A 19,036-nucleotide genomic window follows, 5' to 3' on the forward strand; every position below is an offset into this window, starting at 1 on the left:
GATTTCGGGGCGGTCCCAACTCGGGACCATTGTTTTTATGGGGGAATTTTAGGGGGGTGGGGGGTATGGTTAATGCGGGGTTAAGATCGGGGGTGCAACGCTGCATAAGTTTGAAAATCGTGTGGGGTGGCTGGGGAGTGCTCCGCGCGGGAGTATTTTAGAAAGAGCAAATTGCTGGGCGGTGCGGTGGATACTCATCTTGCGGCGGGACCGGCCCGATTGACTGACACATCAGCGTGCAATGTCGAGGAGGGCAGTTTCCGCCAATTGTTTCAAACTCTCCAACCTTTGTTGCTTGTTTTGATCTGCAAGCTTGCGCGCCTCCAAGCCAGACCATCCGTTCAGGGCTGAGAACTTCTGAAAAAACTCCAGCACCGTAGGTGCGGTTGAGTGGTCGGCGTATCCCTCCCAAAAACCCGCAGCGGCGGTTTGGAAACCTGCAATTCCGGGGGCATTTCCACGCCATTTCATCATGAAATCGAACAGAAATGAGACGACGTCGCGAAGCGCGTCATCCTCCTTCTTGTTTTCAAAATCGATGCCATAGACCAAACCTTTGCGGCCAAAAATCAAGTTGCCGAGGTGGAAGTCTCGGTGCGTCACGCAGCGCAGGGATGGCCGTGCTTGAGCTTCAGCGGCGCGTTGCTCAAGTTGGTGAAAGTGAACCATGAACGCATCGTAGTCAGGAATGACGATCGACTTTTCTTGGTGCCGTTCGAGCTTTTTCATCAGCCAGTTCATGTGCGGCTTGGCATCGAATGCGGCAGATTTCATCGTGGACTGTTGGAAACTGGAAATCCAGCGGCCTGCCTGTCTGAGATAGGGGCTGGCCTCGCTGATATCTGAAAATTGTGGCAGCAGGTGTTGAAGCGAGTCACCCTTCACATGCTCCATGATCAGGGCGCATTCATTTTCCACAAAGGCCAAGGCTTGTGGTGTCGTCAGGAGAGGGTTTTTCAGATTGGCATGGGTTGATTTGAGCCGATCATACTGGTTCGATATTTTTGCACGGCCTTGCGCGTCTGGTGTGCTGAGTTTGCAGACGAAAGTGGTGTTCTTGCCGCGCAGTTTGCAGCGAAATACCCATGTATCATAAAGCTTTGTGGGGTCTTTGAGGGAGGCCAGTGCGAATTCTTCTTCTGGCAAAAACACGCGCAAAGCCCGGTGTGCGGCTTTTACGCTATAGGCGGCATCGAGCATACTTACCAAATTCCAACGGGTTACAGGCGTGATTTGCGGGACTGCCTTGTGCGAGCGTGGGTGAATTATGCTGCGCTCGCAAGCGGTAATCCGTTTGTTGGCTGGTATGGGTTGGGTGCGATGGGTTGTCTGATGGGGGACGTCCACCCTACTTGCGGCATCGGGGCTTGGCGGGTAAACGTCGCGCAATCAAATTGCGGAGAGACCCCATGTCCATCGACATCGACACCGCGCGCAAGGTGGCCAAGCTGGCGCGTATCCGGGTGGAGGAAGCGGCTTTGCCGAAGCTCGCCGAGCAGTTGTCTGGCATCCTTGGGTTCATGGAGCAGCTGAATGAGGTCGATGTTTCGGGCATCGAGCCGATGGTGTCGGTGACGCCGATGCGGCTGGCGCGGCGGGCGGATGTGGTGACGGATGGCAATCAGCAGGCGGCGGTTCTGGCCAATGCGCCGGACGCGCGGGAAGGGTTTTTTGCAGTGCCGAAGGTGGTGGAATGAGCGCGTCTATGTCGGGTGGGGCGAACACCTGGACCATTGCGGCGGCGCGGGATGCGTTGCGCAACGGCGAGATTTCGGCGGTTGATCTGACGATGGCGTGCCTCACGGCAATGGACGCGGGCGATGCGTTGAACGTCTTTGTGCATAAGACGCCGGAGATGGCGCTGGAGCAGGCGCGGGCGGCGGATCTGCGGATTGCGGCGGGCGATGCGCCGGACATGTGCGGGATTCCGTTGGGGATCAAGGATGTGTTCTGCACCAAGGGGGTGGCGTCGCAGGCCGGGTCGAACATCCTGAAGGGGTTTGTGCCGGAGTACGAATCGACGGTGACTGAGAAGCTGTTTGGCGCCGGGGCGGTGATGCTCGGCAAGCTGAACATGGACGAGTTTGCGATGGGTTCGTCGACCGAGAGCAGCTGTTATGGCCCTGCGGTGAACCCGTGGAAGGTCGATGATGTGCTGCGCACTCCCGGTGGGTCTTCGGGCGGATCGGCGGCGGCGGTGGCGGCGGATTTGTGTTTGGCTGCGACCGGGACGGATACCGGCGGGTCGATCCGGCAGCCTGCGGCGTTCACCGGCACGACCGGGATCAAGCCGACCTATGGCCGGGTGAGCCGCTGGGGGATCGTGGCGTATGCGTCGTCTCTGGATCAGGCGGGGCCGATGACGAAATCGGTACGCGATGCGGCGATTTTCTTGCAGGCGATGGCGGGGCATGACCCGAAGGATTCGACCTCTGCCAATATGGCGGTGCCGGATTTTGAAGCGGCTTTGACCGGGGATATTCGCGGCAAGAAGATCGGTATTCCGCGCGAGTACCGGATTGAGGGCATTCCGGCGGAGATTGACGCGTTGTGGGCGCAGGGGCGGGATATGCTGCGCGATGCGGGGGCCGAGATTGTTGATATCTCGCTGCCGCATGCGAAATATGCGTTGCCTGCGTATTATGTGATCGCGCCTGCGGAGGCGTCGAGCAACCTCGCGCGCTATGACGGGGTGCGGTATGGGCATCGGGCGGCACTGGCTGCGGGCGATGGCATCACCGAGATGTATGAGAAAACCCGGGCCGAGGGCTTTGGGCCAGAGACGCAGCGGCGGATCATGGTCGGCACCTATGTGCTGTCGGCGGGGTTCTATGACGCCTATTACAACCGGGCACGCAAGGTGCGGGCGCTGATCAAGCGCGACTTTGAGCAGGCGTTTGCGGCGGGGATCGAGGCGATCCTGGCACCTGCGACACCGACCTCGGCCTTTGGGCTGGGAGAGATGGACAAGGCGACCCCGGTTGAGGTGTATCTGAACGATGTGTTCACCGTGACCGCAAACTTGGCCGGATTGCCGGGGGTGGCGGTGCCGATGGGGCTGGACAGCAAGGGGCTGCCGATGGGGCTGCAACTGCTGGGGCGACCTTGGGATGAGGCCGGATTGCTCAATCACGCTTATGTTTTGGAGCGGGCTGCAGGCTTTGTGGCCAAGCCGGATAAATGGTGGTAAGCGCCAATATCAGAATGAACCGCCGAGGCAGAGACGATGCGTAGCGCTGTGATGATTTTGGCCGCCTTTGGGTTGGCCGCGTGTGGAACCTCGGTGCCCGATTCGGGTGCAGGTGTGGGGTTTCAGGATTATACGGACTTCAACGTAACGCCTCCGGCCGCCTCGACGCCGCCTGCTGGTTTTACGCCGGGCGGCGCGCTGGCGGCGATTGACAAGGCCGAGGGCAAGAACACTGATACTGCGCTGACGCCGACCAATGTGCCGCTAAGTGCGCAGGCGCAAGGCTCGCCCTATGCCCAGCCCTACGGGCAACCCCAGGGCGCGGTGATTGGCGGGGCGAATCGGCCGCGCGGCAACGCGCCTGCGGGGATTGTGGAAACCACATCGGAAATGGCGAATATTCCCGGCTCGGCGGCCAATGCCGGGGTCTCGGATGAGCAGGACTTTGAGGCCGTGAGCGCGCGCGAAACCATCGAAAGCGACAAGGCCCGGATCGAACGTAACCGCGCGCAATATCAGGTCGATCAGCCGACGGCGCTGCCGCAGCGTTCGGGAGGGGATGCGCCGAATATCGTGCAATATGCGATCTCGGCCAATCACCCCAAAGGCACGCAGATGTACAAGCGTTCCAGCCTGCGGCTGAACAGCTATAACGCGGCCTGCGCGAAATTCCCCTCGCCAGATCTGGCACAAGAGGCGTTTCTGGCGGCAGGCGGGCCGGACCGGGATCGCAAGGGTCTCGACCCGGATGGCGACGGCTATGCCTGTGCGTGGGATCCGACGCCGTTCCGGGCTGCCGTTCAGAATTGAGCTTGACTGCGATCACGCCGCCTTGGCCCTCGCCCAACTATGGCGACCGGCGGGGCGGCGTTTTGCCATCCCTCATCGTGATCCATTACACCGCTATGGCCAGCTGCGCCGAGGCGCGCGCACGGCTGTGCGATCCGGCGTTTGAGGTTTCGGCGCATTGGTTGATCTCGGAAGCGGGCGAGGTTGAGGCCTTGGTGCCAGAGGTCGCGCGGGCGTGGCATGCGGGCGCGGGGGCTTGGGCGGGGGTTACGGATGTGAACTCGGCCTCGATTGGCATCGAGTTGGCCAATACCGGGCGGCAACCGTTTGCCGAGCCGCAGATCGCAGCGCTGGAGGATTTACTCAGCGGCATCATGCAGCGTTGGGCCATTCCTGCGCACCGGGTGATTGCGCATTCGGATATGGCCCCGGCGCGCAAGGGTGATCCCGGCGCACGGTTTGACTGGCGCAGGCTGGCGTTGCAGGGGCTGGCAGTGTGGCCCGCGGCTGCCGAGGCTGATGCAGCTGCGTTCCTGCCTGCCCTGCGGCGCTTTGGCTACCCGGAGGCGCCCGAGGCAGACCTGCTGGCGGCGTTCCGGCTGCGGTTTCGGCCTTGGGCGTTTGGGCCGCTTGACCGGGTCGATGCGGGGCTTGCTTGCGATCTGGCGCAGCGCTTCGCGGTTGACGTCGCCTCTGCGCAAGCATAAGTCCCACCTCGCGCGGATGGCTGGATGACCGCGGGGAAACCCGAGGAAAGTCCGGACTCCATGAAGGAAGGGTGCCGGGTAACGCCCGGCGGGGGTAACCCCAGGGAAAGCGCCACAGAGAAAAGACTGCCATGGTGTTCGGCGCAAGTTGAACGGTTCCATGGTGATGGTGAAACGGTGGGGTAAGAGCCCACCACGGTCTTGGTAACAAGAACGGTATGGCAAGCCCCACCCGGAGCAATGCCGAATAGGGGCCTCGCGTGGTAAGGTCCGCGACTGACAAAGGCGCAAGCTGGCGGCGATAGCGGAGACCACCACAGGGATCTTCAGCCCAGAGGTCCGGGTTGGCAGCTTGACTGCCCGTGGTAACACGGGTGGCAGAGGAATGGTCATCCAGAGAGCGCAAGCTCTTGGACAAAATCCGGCTTATAGGCCATCCGCGCAATTTTCGACCGCAGCGATACCGCAGACCTCTGCTATTTGCGAAAGCATCTCGCAGCTTGAAATGCGCAGCGGCTGTGAGTTGCTCTTTTGCAAATACTCAAAATCCAAGGCTTTTGGCACCTCCTGTAACCGAAATCCTGCGGTCCAGTCGCCCCAAGCACCCACCGCGCGCAAGCGCTCAAGAGACTTGCGCGGCACGCGCGCAATTAGATCACCCATAGATCGCAGAACTTGCGGTTTGGCTGTTGACTCTGCCCCGGTGATCCGTAAAAGGCAGGCTTCAAGAGATTTCGCAGGGCAACGGTGTTGCCTTGATGCAGGAGAGACGACTATGGCCAAACCGGCGACGATCAAGATCCGTCTGAACTCGACGGCTGGCACCGGGCACTTCTATGTGACCAAGAAGAATGCTCGGACCATGACCGAAAAGATGACGGTCAACAAGTATGACCCCGTCAAGCGTCAGCATGTTGAATACAAAGAAGGCAAGATCAAGTAAGATCTTCAGGCTTTCGTTCAATCGGAAGTGCCGCGCCCTTTGGGCGCGGTTTTTCGTTTTGGATGATCGGATTGTTGCAGGCCAGATAGGGGACGGCCGCCGCCTGCGCAGCTCCCAAAAAGGGGGCTGCCTCCCCCGGCGCGAAGAGCGCCTCCCCCGCGAGTATTTCCAAAAGAGCAACGCAAGAAGAGAAACGCAAAATTTTAGATAAATTTTAGGCAGTTTCCGGCAAAGCAAAGGGCCGGGGATGCACCCGGCCCTGATGTTTTGAAATCATTCACCGCCATTGGTGGCGCGGTCATTCTGCCGGGCCTTGCGGTCGCCGGCCTCGCGGTTCTGGCCACCGGCGTTCGGCTCGGTGTTGCCGGGGATCTTGTTGGCGTGTTTGGTGGCCGCCGCATCCATCTTGTGCTTTTGCGCCTCGGCCTGCACGTTGAACTTGGTGTCGGCGGCCTGTTTGGTCTGGTCAAGTTTTGTCATGATCCGCTCCTCCTGTGGCAAGACAACGCCTCGGTTGGCGCGGGGTTCCGCACAAAAGAAAAACCCTGCCAGCGCGGGGCTGGCAGGGTTTGAAAGATCAGGTTCAGCGCTGTTGCTTATTCGCGGTTGCCGAGGAATTGCAGCAAGAACATGAACATGTTGATGAAGTCGAGATACAGGTTCAACGCACCCATGATCGCGGCTTTGCCCAGCCATTCCTGATCACCCATTTCTGCGTGTTGCAGGTAGGTGTTCTTGATCGACTGGGTGTCATAGGCGGTCAGGCCTGCGAAGATCAGCACGCCGATCACCGAGATTGCGAAAGCCATCGCCGAAGAGGCGAGGAAGATGTTCACGATCGAGGCGACGATAAGACCGATCAGGCCCATCATCAGGAACGTGCCCATGCCCGACAGGTCTTTCTTGGTGGTATAGCCGTAGAGGCTGAGACCCGCGAAAGCGATGGCGGTGACAAGGAAGGTCTGGGCGATCGAGGTGTCGGTGTAGACCGCGAAGATGAACGACAGCGACAGGCCCATTGCGGCCGCGTAGACGTAGAAGAACAGTTGTGCGGCGGCGACCGACAGACGGTTGATCAGCGCGCTGAACGCGAAGACCATGATCAGCGGTGCGAACATCACCACCCATTTCAACGGCGTCGCGAAGATGGCCTGAACCATCGCATCATTGGTGCCGACGGCCCAAGCAACACCGCCGGTCAGCAGCATGCCCACGGACATCAGCCCGTAAACTTTATTCATATGGGCGCGCAGCCCTGCGTCGATCTGTGCGCTCCGCGCGCCAACGCCGGCGGTCTGGCCCGAGGGGCGGATCGTCTGATAGTCAGCCATGGAAGCCTCCGATTATGGACTGAAGGTGGTCGCAGAACCCTGCTATACCTGATGGGGTCAATATCGGGGTTGTGCCCTACTATTTCAAGGATTTCCGCTACAGGAAATCCTTGAACCGTAAATAAGGGTTTAACTGGGGGTTTAGCGGTTCAAATTCATATTGAATCGCAAACCGCTACCGGTGATTTGGCGCGCACGCGCGGTCCGATACTATTGCTTTTCGGAAATCCCGAACCGCTTAGCGCAGCCAGTTGCTGGGCACATCCCATGCCGGGCGGGCAGCTTCGGTTGCGGCTTCGCGCGGGGTGACGCCGATATCGGCCAGCATGGCATCGTCAAGGCGGGCCAGTTGGGCGCGCTGGCGGCGGGCGGTCAGAGCCAAACGCAGGCGTTTGCTGAGATCCGCGAGAGTGCCGCGCGACTGCACGTGGGCAACTGCCAGCGTGGAGGTGTGGAGCGAGGCGAACATGGTCGTATCCTTTCAGGGTTCATCGTCATCGGTGATGTGAGTCGTTTGTTTCATCACAGCACTTGATCCTTATGCCCGAATCGGTGACATTATGAAAATGAATGCTTTTGACTTCTCGCATCAGGATTTGTGATATGGCAAGAAATCTGGATATGACCTCGTTGCGGTCTTTTGTGGCCATCGCGGATGCTGGTGGCGTCACCCGCGCGGCGGGGTTTTTGAACCTGACGCAATCGGCGGTGTCGATGCAGATCAAGCGGCTGGAAGAAATGCTGGACACCCAGCTGCTGGACCGCTCGGCGCGGCAGGTTGGGCTGACGGCCTCGGGTGAGCAGTTGCTGGGCTATGCGCGGCGGATGCTGTCGCTGAATGACGAGGTGTTTGGGCGGTTGACCCAGGATCAGCACGAGGGTGAGATCGTGCTGGGGGTGCCGCATGATATTGTTTATCCGGCGATCCCGCAGGTGCTGCGGCGGTTTGCCAAGGAATATCCGAAGATGAAGGTCTCGCTGACCTCATCCTTCACGCGGGTGCTGAAAGCGCAGTTTGCGCGCGGCGAGTGTGATGTGATCCTGACCACCGAGGAATCGGTTGATCCTGCCGGGCAGACTTTGGCGGAACTACCGCTGGTCTGGGTCGGCGCGCCAGAGGGTGCGGCGTGGAAGGGGCGGCCATTGCGGCTGGCCTTCGCGCATAACTGCATCTTCCGGCAAGGCGTGCAGGCGGCGTTGAACGCGGCGGGGATGCCGTGGGAGATGGCGGTGGAAAGCGATGATACGCGCGGGATCGAGGCCTCGGTCTCAGCGGATCTGGCGGTGCATGCGGTGCTGGCGGGATCAGAGCCGCCGTTTGTCGAACGCATCGCGCATGGCGGCACGCTGCCGGATCTGGCGGTGATCAAGGTCAATATGTATGTCGCCGATCCGGTGCATTCCGAGGCGATCTCGGCCTTGGCCACGATGATCCGGCAGGTTTATCAGGCAAAGGCGATCCGGTCGGTTGCTTAAAGTGTGATCACAACTTTGCCGGTGGCCTGACGGGTTTTCAGTAGGTCCAGACCTTTGAGGTAATCGGCAAAGGGCAGCTCGTGGCTGATATGGGGGCGCAGGCCGCCTTCCGAGAACCACTGTAGCAGGGTGCGCAGGCTGTCGGTCAGGATCTGCGGCGCGAAGGTCAGATAGCCGCCCCAGTATAGCCCCATCACGCTGAGGTTTTTCACCAGCAGGTGATTGGCGGGGATGTCGGGCAGCTGGCCACTGGCGAAACCGATGGTCAGCAGACGGCCCTCGGGGCGGCAGGCTGAAAGCGCGGCGCTGAAGGCAGGGCCGCCGACCGGATCATAGACCACATCGACGCCACCGAGCGCCTTCAGGGCGGCTTTCAGATCGGGCGTGTCGCTGTCGATGGTGATGTCGGCCCCGGCGGCGCGGGCGATTTCCAGCTTTTCCGGGCCACGGGCGCAGGCGATCACCGTGGCCCCCATGCGTTTGCCGATTTCAACGGCGGTCAGGCCGACGCCTCCGGCAGCGCCAAACACCAGCAGAGTCTCACCGGGTTGCAGGCGGGCTTTGTGGGCGAGGGCAAGATGCGAGGTGCCATAGGCGATCTGGAACGCGGCGGCTTGCTGGAAGCTCATGCTGTCAGGCAGCGCGATCAGGGTCGCGGCGGGCGCTGTGACATATTCGGCCAATGCGCCGTGGCTGGCGAAACCGGCGACGCGGGTGCCGGGGGGCAGGGTGTCGGGGGTCTCGGGGCCGAGGGCGTCGATGATGCCGGCGAATTCCATCCCCGGTGTGAACGGCAGGTTGGGGCGTTCTTGATACTTGCCTTGCGCCATCAACAGATCTGCGAAGTTCAGCCCGACGGCCGCGATCTTCAGGCGGGCCTGCCCGGTTTGGGGTGTGGGCACACTGGCCTGCATGCGCGTTGCGGGGCTGTCCAAGGCTGTAACCTGCCAAATCTGCATCTTCGTCTCCGGTTTTCCGCACCTTTGGTGGCAGAAATGGCAGGCAAAGGCCAAAAAAAAATCTGGCGCGAAATCTGAGCCTAGAGATGCGGTGAAAATGACGTCGTGGAAACGATACCAGAGAGATATATCATAGCAAAATGCGAATTTTCGCCAAGATGTATTGCAAAATGCAATGCAAAATGAAGAACACGCTAGGGGTGAGTTTGCGAGTCTGCGTAAACGCGTGGGGGTGTGCCCCACATCTGGCGGCTGTTTCTTGTCCGCCTGTATAATTGGACATATCCAAAAAGACAGGTTTTTAGAGAGCTTTGGCGAAATCTGAGGAGAAAGTTCGGTTTGCAAATTTTGGCACGAAAATTGCTTATAGAAAGGTGTTAAGGTAGCATTGAAAGTGGAGACTGTTATGAAGCACCCCGTTGACGCACATGTCGGCAAACGCATCCGCCACCGCCGCTGGATGATTGGCATGACGCAGCAGCAGCTTGCTGACAAGGTCGGTATCAAATTCCAGCAGATCCAGAAGTATGAGACCGGGATGAACCGGGTTTCGGCTTCGCGGCTGTGGGATATTGCCGATGCGCTTGGGGTGACGATTGCGTTCTTCTTCGAAGGTCTGGCCGAGGGTGCGCAAGCCACGCAAGCTGGGCATGACATGATGGCGGATAAGGAAGCACTGGAATTGGTGCGGTCTTATTACGCGATCCCGGAAGCTCAGCGGCGTCGGTTGTTCGATCTGGCCCGCGTGTTGAGTGAAGCTGCGTAACCAGTGAACCTGTGTAACCAGTGAAGCCGCGTTGCCACTGCGTGAATTGCCCCCAATCACGTCGGTGACAAGGCTTGACCCCTCGCCCGCAACTGCTTAGCCAATGGCTGGCATTGCGGGCGGCGGGCGTTTGCCCTTCCTTGAGGGTGAAACATGACGAAATTTTCAGACATCGAGGCGCAGGACATCATCCGCACAGCAGCAGAGCTGGCGGATGCGGCGCGTGTGGCGACCTTGCAGCATTTTCGCAGCGATGGTCTGACGGCGGATAACAAGGAAAGTGTGCGGTTTGACCCGGTGACGGTGGCGGATCGGCTGTCGGAAGAACGCATGCGCGCGATTCTGGCGCGGGCGCGGCCGGATGACGGCATTCTGGGCGAAGAATTTGCGCCGGTTGTGGGCAGGTCGGGGCTGACTTGGGTGTTGGACCCGATTGACGGCACGCGCGGCTATCTGTCGGGAACGCCAACCTGGGGGGTGCTGATCTCGGTCCGTGACGCGGATGGCGTGATTTATGGCGTGATCGACCAGCCCTATATCGGTGAGCGGTTTGAGGGCGGCTTGGGTCGGGCTGAGGTGAATGGCCCGATGGGGCGCAAGGTTTTGCGCACGCGGGCGGCGCGGCCGTTGTCGGAGGCGATTTTGTTCACCACGTTCCCGGAAGTGGGCACGGCCGAGGAGGGTGCGGCGTTCCGGCGGGTGGCGCCGAAAGCCAAGCTGGTGCGCTATGGCATGGATTGCTACGCTTACGGCCTGATCGCGGCGGGGCAGATTGATCTGGTGATTGAGGCCGGGTTGCAGGCCTATGACGTGCAAGCGCCGATTGCGGTGATTGAAGCTGCGGGCGGGATTGTCACCGATTGGTCGGGGCGGCCCTGTCTGGAGGGTGGGCAGGTGCTGGCGGCGGCGAATAAGGCGATCCACGCCGAGGCTTTGGCTTTGCTGAACGGCTAATCCTTTCGGCGAATCTTTTGGTGGACATGTGGAACAGGGCGGACCGTGGGGTCCGCCCTTTCCGGTTGCAGCTTTGGTCAGAGCAGGAAATCTGTTGCCAGAAGCCCGATCACGTTCTGCACCAGGATGACCATTTCAGCCCCGCTGGTGCCGACCGTATTGACCTCGATCTGGCTGCTGGTGCCGACGATGGATACTCTGACCTGACCCACCGCCGAGAAGGCGTCGGTCTCGATGAAGGTAAAGGCCTGATTGCCGGCAAGGACGGGGTTGGCGTCAAGGGTAGCTAGGTCGATGTCGTCAATGCCCAGCTCGAACAGCAGAACCTTGTCTTTGGCGGCAGCGGTCGAGTCGGCCAGCGTGGTAAAGCGGAAGACATCCGCGCCGATCCCGCCGATCAGGACGTCAGCCCCGGCACCGCCCCAAAGCGTGTCGATGCCCGCATCGCCATAAAGGGTGTCCGCCCCGGCATCGCCGCGCAACAGGTCATTGCCGCCACTGCCGCGCAACAGGTCGTTGCCCACCCCGCCATAGACCTGATCGTTGCCAGTATCGCCGTTGAGGATGTCATTGCCCGCATCGCCGTAAAGCCGGTCATTGCCAGTGCCGCCGGAAAGGCTGTCGTCGCCCAGCGCGCCGAAGACGTCGTCCGCGTCAGCGCCGCCAAGCAGGGTGTCATTGCCCTCTTCACCATAAAGCGAGTCGATGCCGGTTCCGCCATCAATCACGTCATCGCCAGTGCCACCCATCACCGAGTCGGCATTGGCATTGCCGTCCAGCCGATCATTGCCGGAATAGCCGTAGATCTCGTCATTGCCATTACCGCCCTGCACCCAGTCATCGCCTTCGTTGCTGACGATCATGTCATTGCCATTGCCACCCTGCACGACATCGCCCGCAAGCCCGCCGTAGATCGTGTCATCGCCCGAGCCGCCGCTGGTGTGGCCGTGGTTGACCCAGATGTCGCCCATCTGCTGGCCATCGGTGATTTCGATATAGTCATTGCCAGCCCCGCCGCTGAGAAACTCGCCAAAGCTCGAAACACCGATCAGGGTGTCATTGCCTTCACCGCCCAGAAGGTTGGAATAGCCGCTGCCGCCGGTGAGGCTGTCGTCACCCGCAGCCCCCCAGATTGTATCCGACCCGCCACCGCTGGTGATGACATCATTGCCCGCGCCGCCGTTCAGCACATCATTGCCGGTATTGCCGGTGATGGTGTCATTGCCCAACCCGGCATTCCAGTGCAGCGCTTCATCTGCCCGCGCCGTGACCCAATCGTCCTGGCTGACCGTGGTGTTGGCAAAGCCTGCCAAGGCAATGGCGTTGCCCGCTTCAAACGGGCCATCCAGCACATAGTCATGCGGCTGAGCCAAAAAGCTGTTCAGCGTCGCCAGCGAGGTGATCGTCGGGATGTCGCCACCGATGATGAAGTAATGCTCGATGCCCTCGACCGGTTGAAAGATCGCGTAGACATAGGCGGTCTTGCCGGTGGCCCAGGTCACGGAAAACACCTGACGCTCGGCCCAAAAGCTGTCATCGCACATGTCCAGGGGCGTGCTGCCTTCGCGGGTCAGGCCGGCGTTTTGCGACCAAGGGTCGATCACTTCGGCGAATTTCGGACCCATGCCGGTTTCATCAATCCACGGATAACTATAGAGAAAATCGCTATCTGGGTCTTGGCGCACCGCTTGGATCGTGGTGCCAGCATAGTCTTGATACAGGCCCGAGTCATAGTTGATGACCCGCGAGAAGCCTTGAATGGTGTAGGTCGACATGTGGTTCTCTTTCCTGACGCTGGAGGGAAACAGTTGTTCCCGGAACGCTGAAAGGCTGCCATGCCGTTGGCGCGCGCGCCGTGATCTTGCGCAAATCGGGGCGGATGGGGTGGGAAGTTGGGCGCTCTTGCCCTGTGACAGGTTGTCACGCTAATCTGACCGCGCTGGTGCCCGAGTCCTTCCCCCTTCTGTCGCGCGCCGTGTTCCCGATCCACCGAAGGCTGGGCACAAAGGGAAGCACCATGTCCGAAATTCTGATCAGAAATGCCGATGCCGTTGTCACCATGAATGGCGCGCGGACTGAAATTACCGGTGGCGATGTGCTGATCCGGGGCGGGGTGATTGCCGCTGTGGGGCAGGGGTTGGTCAGTTCGGGCGCGGTGGTCAATGCGGCGGGCTGCGTGGTCACCCCCGGTTTGGTCAACACCCATCATCATCTGTATCAGACGCTGACGCGGGCGGTGTCGGGTGGGCAGGACGCGCTGCTGTTTGGCTGGTTGCAGACGCTGTATCCGATCTGGGCGAAGTTCGGGCCGGAGGAGATGTTTGTCAGCGCACAGGTCGGGCTGGCCGAGTTGGCCCTGTCGGGCTGTTCGCTGACTTCGGACCATCTCTATCTGTTCCCGAATGGATCGCGGTTGGATGATACGATTGCGGCGGCGGGCGAGGTGGGGCTGCGGTTTCATCCGACGCGCGGGGCGATGAGCATTGGGGTTTCGGATGGCGGATTGCCGCCGGACAGTCTGGTGGAGCGTGAGGCGGCGATCCTTGAGGATTGCATCCGGGTGGTCGACCGTTTCCATGATGCGGGTGAGGGCGCGATGGTGCGGGTGGGGATTGCGCCCTGTTCGCCGTTCTCGGTCAGCCGCGATCTGATGCGCGAGGCTGCTATTTTGGCACGCGACAAGGGCGTGATGTTGCACACCCATCTGGCCGAGAATGATGAAGATATTGCCTATTCGCTGGCGAAATTTGGCTGTCGTCCGGGGCAATATGCCGAGGATCTGGGCTGGACGGGTGAAGATGTTTGGCACGCGCATTGTGTCAAGCTGGACGCGGGTGAGATTGATCTGTTTGCAAGGTCGGGCACTGGGGTGGCGCATTGCCCGTGTTCGAATTGTCGGCTGGGGTCGGGGATTGCGCCGGTGCGTTTGATGCGGGATGCGGGGGTGAAGGTGGGGCTGGGGGTGGATGGCTCGGCGAGCAATGACGCGGGGAATTTGATTCTGGAGGCGCGGCAGGCGCTGTTGCTGCAAAGGGTGTCGCGCGGGGCGGATGCGATGGCGGCGCGCGACGCGTTGGAGATTGCCACTTTGGGCGGCGCAAAGGTGCTGGGGCGGGGCGATTGCGGCAGTCTGGAGGTTGGCAAGCGCGCCGATATTGCGATCTGGGATGTGTCGGGGATAGAGGCCGCGGGGTCTTGGGATCCGGTGGCGAGTTTGATCCTGTGCGGGCCGACTCGGGTGCGGGATTTGTTCGTCGAGGGCCGCGCGGTGGTGCGGGATGGCCAGATGGCGACGATTGATCTGCCGCAGGTGATCGTGCGGCAGAACCAGTTGGCGCGGCGGTTGGCGGGCTGAACCCTGTGCCCGGACGTTTTGACGCAGGCTGAAACAGAGCCTGATTCGTCGGCTGGTATGGTCTGGGTGTCGGGAAGGACGCGGCTTAGGCTTGCGCGCCAATACACATGCTCAACTTGAGATTGCGCATCTTGGCCATCAGATTGAAAGCGGCGGGCTGATCCGGCGCTGGCGCTGAAAATTCGGTTCCCAGCGTGTAATTGCTGCCTTTATCCTACCATGGAACCCGGTTTTCGGTGTTGTTCCAGATCATGGCTCCCCCCGTATTCAGAGATCAGAATACGAGAGTTAGGGCAAACTCTGGAGGATATCATGGCTATTATCGGTACTCCGACGACAACTGGTGACAACATCGTCACGGTCACGCCGACCGGCACCTATTCGGTCGACGGGCTGGCGGGAAACGACAAGCTGGTGTTGGATTTCTCATCTTTGGGAGGGGATATCGGCTATACTTATGTGGGCAGCGGCTATTACCGCTACACCGATGGCGTGCGCACCACGGTCGATTTTGTGAACTTCGAACGCTATGATATCACGGGCGGGGCGGGCTCTGATCTGCTGATCGGCGGCGCTTTGGCTGACCGTCTGGTGGGCAACGCGGGCAATGATCGCTTTGAGGGCGGGCTGGGGGCCGATACGATCGTCGGCGGAACCGGTATGGACCGTTGGGTCGCGGATTATTCCACCTTTGCCAGCGCCGTTAGCCTGAACCTGTTGGGCGTCGGGGTTTCGACAGTGGTCGGCAGCGGCGTGACGCTGAGTGGCATTGAGGCGATCTCTTTGAACACGGGGGCGGGGGCGGATGTGATCAACACCGCTGCTTATCGTGCCAATGATGATGTATCGACTGCTGCTGGCAACGACTATGTGGCGCTTGGCCGGGGCGTCGATAGCGCGCATGGCGGCGATGATGTCGATACGTTGCGGATGGATTGGTCGGGCATGACCGATCCGAATGCGGGCATCAGCAATGTCTATGTCGGCAGCGGTTGGTATCGCTATGGCAACGGCACGGATCGGTTGGATTATCAGGGTTTCGAGCGCTATGACCTGATCGGTGGCGCGGGCGGCGATGTGCTGTATGGCGGTGAGATGAACGACACGCTGACCGGCAATGCGGGTAACGATCTGTTGGCCTCGGGCGGCGGTGTCGACAATGTCAGCGGCGGTGACGGCATTGATATCTGGCGGGTTGATACCTCGGCCCGCTCGGCGGCCACGCAGATCAACCTGCAAACGCAGACCACCAACTATGGTGCAGTGCTTGCCGGGATCGAGCGTATCGAGTTCACCGGCGGCAATGGCGCTGATCAAGTCACGGCGCTGGCTGGCATCTATAACGATGTGATCTCGACCGGCAACGGCAACGATCTGGTGTCAACCGGACGCGGTGTGGACAGCGCTGACGGTGGTGTTGGCACCGTTGACAAGTTGGTGATGGACTGGAGCGCGATCAGCGACCCGCGTCAGGGCATCAGCCTGAGCTATGTCGGCTCGGATTGGTGGCGGTATCAGGCGACAAGTGGCGATCGGCTGGATTTCCGTTACTTCGAGACCTATGACCTGCGCGGTGGTGCAGGCGATGACGCGCTGACCGGCGGTGCGCTGAACGACACGCTGATCGGCAACGGTGGCGATGACACGCTGAACGGTGGCACCGGCGACGGCACCTTTGATGGCGGTGCAGGTAACGATCTGTGGACGGCCGATCTGTCGGCGCAGAGCATTGCCCTGTTTGATGCGACGGCCAGCCAGACTGCCGCGCAGGTGACGGGCCTTGGTCTTTCGGTCAGTGCAATCGAACGGCTGAGCCTGACCACTGGCAACTTTGCCGATGTGATCAGCACCGAGGGCTATGCGCTGAACGACTACATCGCGACCTCGGGCGGCAATGACAAGCTGAACGGTGGCTTGGGCTTTGATACACTGGATGGCGGCAGCGGCAGTGATCTTATGACGCTGAACTATGCCTCGGCGACCAGTGCCGTCAGCAACGTCTATGTTGGAAGCGGGTTTTACCGTTACCAAATGGCAGATGGCACGGCGCGCGTGGATTGGATCAACATGGAAAGGTTTGCCTTGACTGGTGGGCTTGGCAATGACTCGCTGAACGGGGGTGCCTCGGGCGATACGTTGGTCGGCAACAATGGCGATGATGTGCTGAACGGCTACCGCGGACTGGACAGCATTGTCGGGGGGGCTGGCCGGGATACCTATATCGGTGATTACGGCAACCTAGCCACGGCGGTCACGTTGACGCTGACGGCGGCAGGGTCTGGCACCATCATCGGGGTCGGCACCAAGCTGGCCACGATTGAGAACATCAGCCTGACCACCGGAGCCGGGGCTGACGTGATCAACCTCGCGGCGGCGAGTGGCAGCGATACGCTTGCTACCGGCAACGGCGATGATGTGGTGAACTTGGGGCGTGGCATCTATGAAAGCGTCGACCTTGGGCTTGGTATCGACACGCTGACGCTGGATGCGTCGCTGGCAACGGAGGGCCTGCGCGAGTGGTATATCGGCAGCGGCTATACGCGGCTTCAGGCCGCCGATGGCAGCTATACCGCTGATATAGCCGGGGTGGATCATCTGAACGTGGCGGGGACTGCTTACAGTGACCACATCTACGGCTTTGATCTGTCGGATACGCTGAACGGCAAGGCCGGCACTGACTTCCTTGACGGCGGCAAGGGTGATGACACCCTGACCGGAGGCAGCGGGGCCGACCTGTTCATCTTCAGCGATCTTTACAACGCGGGGCAGGATCTGATCAGCGATTTCGGTGCGGGGGATCTGATCCGGTTGTCGGGCTATTCTGTCACCGGGTCGGTCGGGGCTGGCAATGGCGGCACGCTTCTGACCGGCGGGGTTCAGGTTTCCAGCGCGGGCGGCGTCAGCACGCTGCATATCGGGCTGGATGCCACTGCGGGGGCCGATTTGCACATCGACCTTACCGGCAGCTTTGCCGGAGCGAACTTCCTGCTTTCGGGCAGCGACATTCTGTTCGTCTGATCCGCGCCAGACAACAAAGCACAGGGCCGGGGTGATCCCCGGCCCTGTGGCATTTTTCGGAGCGTATTTTTTGCGTGGCGGGCGATGGTTTCACAGGTTTTGATTTACAGCCCTGCGGGTTTCGGCTAATCCCCAGATCATGATCACCCGGACCGCCTTTATTGCCCGTCCCCGACGCCAGCGCTTGTAAGCCTGACGTCTGATCCGCTTTGCCCTGCGTTTGGGGCATCCCTCGTTGACTCTCCCACATGTCCTTGGCTACGCCTAGGCTTTCCCGTGAAAGGCCCTGCCCATGATCACCGCTGTTTTGCCCACCTATAACCGCGCGCCGATGGCTTTCGTCAAAGGCGAAGGCTCTTGGCTTACGGCAGAGGATGGCAGCCGATACCTTGATCTGGGCGCAGGCATTGCGGTGAACTCTTTGGGCCATGCCAATCCGGCGCTGGTGCAGGCTTTGACCGAACAGGCGGGGCAGTTGTGGCACGTCTCGAACCTCTACCGCATTCCGCAGCAGGAAAAGCTGGCGGCGCTGCTGGTGGACAAGACCTTTGCCGACACGGTGTTCTTTACCAATTCCGGCACGGAAGCCTGCGAACTGGCGATAAAAATGGCCCGGAAATATCACTATGACAATGATATGGCCGACCGGGTCGATATCATTGCTTTTGAGGGCGCGTTCCATGGCCGCTCGACTGCCGCAATTGCAGCTTCAGGGGCAGAGAAGATGGTCAAGGGTTTTGGCCCGCTGATGCCGGGGTTTTCGCAGTTGAAATGGGGGGATGAGGCGGCTGTTCGCGCCGCAATCACCACCCGCACCTGTGCGGTGATCATCGAGCCGGTGCAGGGCGAGGGCGGCATTCGGGTGGCTTCGGACGCTTTCCTGCAATTGCTGCGCGATCTGTGCGATGAGACCGGCACGTTGTTGATTTTCGACGAGGTGCAATGTGGCGTGGGCCGCACTGGCAAGCTGTTTGCGCATGAATGGGCCGGTGTGACACCGGATATCATGATGGTCGCCAAGGGCATCGGCGGCGGCTTTCCGTTGGGCGCGGTGCTGGCCACCGAAAATGCCGCCAGCGGCATGGTGGCGGGCACGCATGGCTCGACCTATGGCGGTAACCCGTTGGGCTGTGCTGTGGGGGCGAAAGTGATGGAGATCGTCGCCGAAGACGCGTTTTTGGAGCGCGTGTCGCGCAAGGCGGCGCAGTTCCGGCAGGGGTTGGAGGGGCTGGTGGCCTCGCACCCGACGGTGTTTGAGGCCGTGCGTGGGCAGGGCTTGATCCTTGGGCTGAAGTGCAAGGCGCTGAACTCTGATGTGGTGAAGGCGGCGTATTCGGAGCATCTGCTGACCGTGCCTGCGGCGGATAACGTGCTGCGGTTGCTACCTGCGTTGAACATTCCCGAGGCCGATATCACCGAGGCTTTGGCGCGGCTGGATCGCACAGCCCTTCGGGTTGAGGCGGCGTAATGCGGCTGATCCACCCCAGCGCGGAAGCTGCCCATTGTGCGTCCCGACGAGTATGGGGCTGACCTTTTGGTCATCCTCTG

Annotated in this window: 17 protein-coding genes and 1 other RNA gene; 12 read left to right on the top strand and 6 right to left on the bottom strand. The window is 60.7% G+C overall.

Features of this window, described 5'->3' with window-relative positions:
* Positions 1–231: 231 nt before the first annotated feature.
* Positions 232–1,200 carry an aminoglycoside phosphotransferase family protein gene (locus U1A24_RS20970; protein WP_322323933.1) on the bottom strand — a complete coding sequence of 323 codons (969 nt, stop codon included), beginning with the start codon at positions 1,198–1,200 and terminating at the stop codon, positions 232–234.
* Positions 1,201–1,409: 209 nt separating this feature from the next.
* Here U1A24_RS20970 and gatC point away from each other — a divergent pair, with 209 nt between their 5' ends.
* The 6 genes from gatC to rpmG all read left to right on the top strand — a co-directional run bounded on the left by gatC (position 1,410) and on the right by rpmG (position 5,629).
* Positions 1,410–1,697, top strand: a complete 288-nt coding sequence (gatC, locus tag U1A24_RS20975; RefSeq protein WP_322323934.1) for an Asp-tRNA(Asn)/Glu-tRNA(Gln) amidotransferase subunit GatC — start codon at positions 1,410–1,412, stop codon at positions 1,695–1,697.
* Positions 1,694–3,190 carry an Asp-tRNA(Asn)/Glu-tRNA(Gln) amidotransferase subunit GatA gene (gatA, locus tag U1A24_RS20980; RefSeq protein ID WP_322323935.1) on the top strand — a complete coding sequence of 499 codons (1,497 nt, stop codon included), beginning with the start codon at positions 1,694–1,696 and terminating at the stop codon, positions 3,188–3,190. Before gatC ends, gatA begins: the two co-directional genes overlap by 4 nt.
* A gap of 36 nt (positions 3,191–3,226) precedes the next feature.
* Positions 3,227–4,000 (top strand): hypothetical protein, encoded by a 774-nt coding sequence (locus U1A24_RS20985; RefSeq protein ID WP_322323936.1) that lies wholly within the window; start codon positions 3,227–3,229, stop codon positions 3,998–4,000.
* A gap of 11 nt (positions 4,001–4,011) precedes the next feature.
* Positions 4,012–4,686, top strand: coding sequence for an N-acetylmuramoyl-L-alanine amidase (locus U1A24_RS20990; protein ID WP_416173514.1), 675 nt, complete (start codon positions 4,012–4,014; stop codon positions 4,684–4,686).
* A gap of 12 nt (positions 4,687–4,698) precedes the next feature.
* Positions 4,699–5,131, top strand: an RNA gene (rnpB, locus tag U1A24_RS20995) — RNase P RNA component class A.
* 330 nt (positions 5,132–5,461) lie between these two features.
* A complete protein-coding gene (rpmG, locus tag U1A24_RS21000; RefSeq protein WP_054005708.1) occupies positions 5,462–5,629 on the top strand; it encodes a 50S ribosomal protein L33 in 168 nt (55 codons plus the stop codon).
* A 273-nt stretch (positions 5,630–5,902) separates the two neighbouring features.
* Here the strand turns inward: rpmG and U1A24_RS21005 are convergent, their stop codons facing one another.
* The 3 genes from U1A24_RS21005 to U1A24_RS21015 all read right to left on the bottom strand — a co-directional run bounded on the left by U1A24_RS21005 (position 5,903) and on the right by U1A24_RS21015 (position 7,429).
* Complete coding sequence (locus tag U1A24_RS21005; protein ID WP_322323937.1) at positions 5,903–6,109, bottom strand: hypothetical protein; 207 nt, start codon at positions 6,107–6,109, stop codon at positions 5,903–5,905.
* Positions 6,110–6,225: 116 nt separating this feature from the next.
* The gene (locus U1A24_RS21010) at positions 6,226–6,960 is read right to left on the bottom strand and encodes a Bax inhibitor-1/YccA family protein (protein WP_322323938.1); all 735 of its coding nucleotides are present in this window, start codon (positions 6,958–6,960) and stop codon (positions 6,226–6,228) included.
* 238 nt (positions 6,961–7,198) lie between these two features.
* Positions 7,199–7,429 carry a DUF1127 domain-containing protein gene (locus tag U1A24_RS21015; RefSeq protein WP_322323939.1) on the bottom strand — a complete coding sequence of 77 codons (231 nt, stop codon included), beginning with the start codon at positions 7,427–7,429 and terminating at the stop codon, positions 7,199–7,201.
* Positions 7,430–7,563: 134 nt separating this feature from the next.
* On the opposite strand from U1A24_RS21015, the gene U1A24_RS21020 reads away from it, so the two are divergent.
* Positions 7,564–8,436, top strand: coding sequence for a LysR family transcriptional regulator (locus U1A24_RS21020; RefSeq protein ID WP_322323940.1), 873 nt, complete (start codon positions 7,564–7,566; stop codon positions 8,434–8,436).
* Here U1A24_RS21020 and U1A24_RS21025 read toward each other — a convergent pair.
* Positions 8,433–9,395: an NADPH:quinone oxidoreductase family protein gene (locus U1A24_RS21025; RefSeq protein ID WP_322323941.1), complete on the bottom strand. Its 963-nt coding sequence runs from the start codon at positions 9,393–9,395 to the stop codon at positions 8,433–8,435. The two genes, U1A24_RS21020 and U1A24_RS21025, sit on opposite strands and share 4 nt — an antisense overlap.
* Before the next feature lie 406 nt (positions 9,396–9,801).
* Between U1A24_RS21025 and U1A24_RS21030 the strand changes: the two genes are divergently transcribed.
* Both U1A24_RS21030 and U1A24_RS21035 read left to right on the top strand, forming a co-directional pair.
* Complete coding sequence (locus tag U1A24_RS21030) at positions 9,802–10,161, top strand: helix-turn-helix transcriptional regulator (RefSeq protein ID WP_322323942.1); 360 nt, start codon at positions 9,802–9,804, stop codon at positions 10,159–10,161.
* Positions 10,162–10,314: 153 nt separating this feature from the next.
* Positions 10,315–11,115 (top strand): inositol monophosphatase family protein, encoded by an 801-nt coding sequence (locus U1A24_RS21035; protein WP_322323943.1) that lies wholly within the window; start codon positions 10,315–10,317, stop codon positions 11,113–11,115.
* Positions 11,116–11,192: 77 nt separating this feature from the next.
* Here U1A24_RS21035 and U1A24_RS21040 read toward each other — a convergent pair whose 3' ends face one another.
* A complete protein-coding gene (locus U1A24_RS21040) occupies positions 11,193–12,890 on the bottom strand; it encodes a calcium-binding protein (protein WP_322323944.1) in 1,698 nt (565 codons plus the stop codon).
* Positions 12,891–13,132: 242 nt separating this feature from the next.
* On the opposite strand from U1A24_RS21040, the gene U1A24_RS21045 reads away from it, so the two are divergent.
* From U1A24_RS21045 to U1A24_RS21055, 3 genes are all read left to right on the top strand, one after another.
* Positions 13,133–14,470, top strand: a complete 1,338-nt coding sequence (locus tag U1A24_RS21045) for an 8-oxoguanine deaminase (RefSeq protein ID WP_322323945.1) — start codon at positions 13,133–13,135, stop codon at positions 14,468–14,470.
* A 312-nt stretch (positions 14,471–14,782) separates the two neighbouring features.
* Positions 14,783–17,488 carry a hypothetical protein gene (locus U1A24_RS21050; RefSeq protein ID WP_322323946.1) on the top strand — a complete coding sequence of 902 codons (2,706 nt, stop codon included), beginning with the start codon at positions 14,783–14,785 and terminating at the stop codon, positions 17,486–17,488.
* 292 nt (positions 17,489–17,780) lie between these two features.
* Positions 17,781–18,956: an aspartate aminotransferase family protein gene (locus tag U1A24_RS21055; RefSeq protein WP_322323947.1), complete on the top strand. Its 1,176-nt coding sequence runs from the start codon at positions 17,781–17,783 to the stop codon at positions 18,954–18,956.
* The last annotated feature ends 80 nt before the right edge of the window (positions 18,957–19,036 follow it).

Source organism: Cypionkella sp. (assembly GCF_034376685.1).
Lineage (GTDB): Bacteria > Pseudomonadota > Alphaproteobacteria > Rhodobacterales > Rhodobacteraceae > Cypionkella.

What these genes read in the sequence shown, in the direction of transcription:
- U1A24_RS20970 (WP_322323933.1), bottom strand. Translation starts at nt 1,200, where the DNA reads ATGCTCGATGCCGCCTATAGCGTAAAAGCCGCACACCGGGCTTTGCGC.
- gatC (WP_322323934.1), top strand. Translation starts at nt 1,410, where the DNA reads ATGTCCATCGACATCGACACCGCGCGCAAGGTGGCCAAGCTGGCGCGT.
- gatA (WP_322323935.1), top strand. Translation starts at nt 1,694, where the DNA reads ATGAGCGCGTCTATGTCGGGTGGGGCGAACACCTGGACCATTGCGGCG.
- U1A24_RS20985 (WP_322323936.1), top strand. Translation starts at nt 3,227, where the DNA reads ATGCGTAGCGCTGTGATGATTTTGGCCGCCTTTGGGTTGGCCGCGTGT.
- rpmG (WP_054005708.1), top strand. Translation starts at nt 5,462, where the DNA reads ATGGCCAAACCGGCGACGATCAAGATCCGTCTGAACTCGACGGCTGGC.
- U1A24_RS21005 (WP_322323937.1), bottom strand. Translation starts at nt 6,109, where the DNA reads ATGACAAAACTTGACCAGACCAAACAGGCCGCCGACACCAAGTTCAAC.
- U1A24_RS21010 (WP_322323938.1), bottom strand. Translation starts at nt 6,960, where the DNA reads ATGGCTGACTATCAGACGATCCGCCCCTCGGGCCAGACCGCCGGCGTT.
- U1A24_RS21015 (WP_322323939.1), bottom strand. Translation starts at nt 7,429, where the DNA reads ATGTTCGCCTCGCTCCACACCTCCACGCTGGCAGTTGCCCACGTGCAG.
- U1A24_RS21020 (WP_322323940.1), top strand. Translation starts at nt 7,564, where the DNA reads ATGGCAAGAAATCTGGATATGACCTCGTTGCGGTCTTTTGTGGCCATC.
- U1A24_RS21025 (WP_322323941.1), bottom strand. Translation starts at nt 9,395, where the DNA reads ATGCAGATTTGGCAGGTTACAGCCTTGGACAGCCCCGCAACGCGCATG.
- U1A24_RS21030 (WP_322323942.1), top strand. Translation starts at nt 9,802, where the DNA reads ATGAAGCACCCCGTTGACGCACATGTCGGCAAACGCATCCGCCACCGC.
- U1A24_RS21035 (WP_322323943.1), top strand. Translation starts at nt 10,315, where the DNA reads ATGACGAAATTTTCAGACATCGAGGCGCAGGACATCATCCGCACAGCA.
- U1A24_RS21040 (WP_322323944.1), bottom strand. Translation starts at nt 12,890, where the DNA reads ATGTCGACCTACACCATTCAAGGCTTCTCGCGGGTCATCAACTATGAC.
- U1A24_RS21045 (WP_322323945.1), top strand. Translation starts at nt 13,133, where the DNA reads ATGTCCGAAATTCTGATCAGAAATGCCGATGCCGTTGTCACCATGAAT.
- U1A24_RS21050 (WP_322323946.1), top strand. Translation starts at nt 14,783, where the DNA reads ATGGCTATTATCGGTACTCCGACGACAACTGGTGACAACATCGTCACG.
- U1A24_RS21055 (WP_322323947.1), top strand. Translation starts at nt 17,781, where the DNA reads ATGATCACCGCTGTTTTGCCCACCTATAACCGCGCGCCGATGGCTTTC.